1 protein-coding gene is annotated in these 741 nt (G+C 47.8%); it reads left to right on the top strand.

All coding sequences use genetic code 11. The annotated features are described in order from the left end of the window. Window positions 1-741, top strand: a 741-nt coding sequence (locus tag CUC53_RS18440) for an endonuclease/exonuclease/phosphatase family protein (RefSeq protein WP_157798337.1), incomplete at both ends; no start/stop codon positions are given.

The raw sequence follows: 741 nt of genomic DNA, 5'->3' as shown, positions 1-741 counted from the left end.
GCATGTACAGAGGGATGATCTGACGGAACTTGGTGTTAAATGTACAGAAAGAGTAGGTAAATTTAGGAAGGTTACCGAAATTCAAGGGGCGTGTAGCCGGATGGAAGTTCGGGGAGCTGGGTTAAGCACAGTAGGCAGAGATTCAAACAGAGAGAGGAGAAATGGGCTAAGAATTCTTTATCTGAATGCAAGAAGTGTCAGAAATAAGGCAGATGAGCTTGAAGCTCCGGTGCGAATGGGTAACTATGATGTTGTTGGGATAACGGAGACATGGCTGCAGGGAGATCAGACCTGGGAAATGAATGTGCAAGGGTATACGTGCTATCGTAGGGACAGAAACGTAGGCAGAGGGGGTGGGGTAGCCCTGTTGGTGAGGAATGAGATTCAGTCCTTTGCAAGGGGAGACATAGGATCAGGAGAAGTGGAGTCTGTATGGATAGAATTGAGGAACAGTAAGGGCAAAAGGACCCTAATGGGGGTTGTCTACAGGTCTCCAAACAGTAGCATGGATATTGGGTGCAAGTTGAATGCGGAGTTAGCATTAGCATGTAGCAAAGGAAATGTTGCAGTAGTTATGGGGGATTTCAACATGCAGGTGAACTGGGAGAATCAGGTTGGTGCTGGACCCCAGGATCGGGAGTTTGTAGAGTGCCTGCAGGATGCATTCTTGGAGCAACTTGTCCAAGAGCCGACCAGGGACAAGGCTATTCTGGATTTAGTGTTGTGCAACGAACAGGATTT

The organism is Aeromonas cavernicola (assembly GCF_002795305.1).
GTDB lineage: Bacteria > Pseudomonadota > Gammaproteobacteria > Enterobacterales > Aeromonadaceae > Aeromonas > Aeromonas cavernicola.
This window is presented reverse-complemented; position numbering and strand designations above follow the sequence as displayed.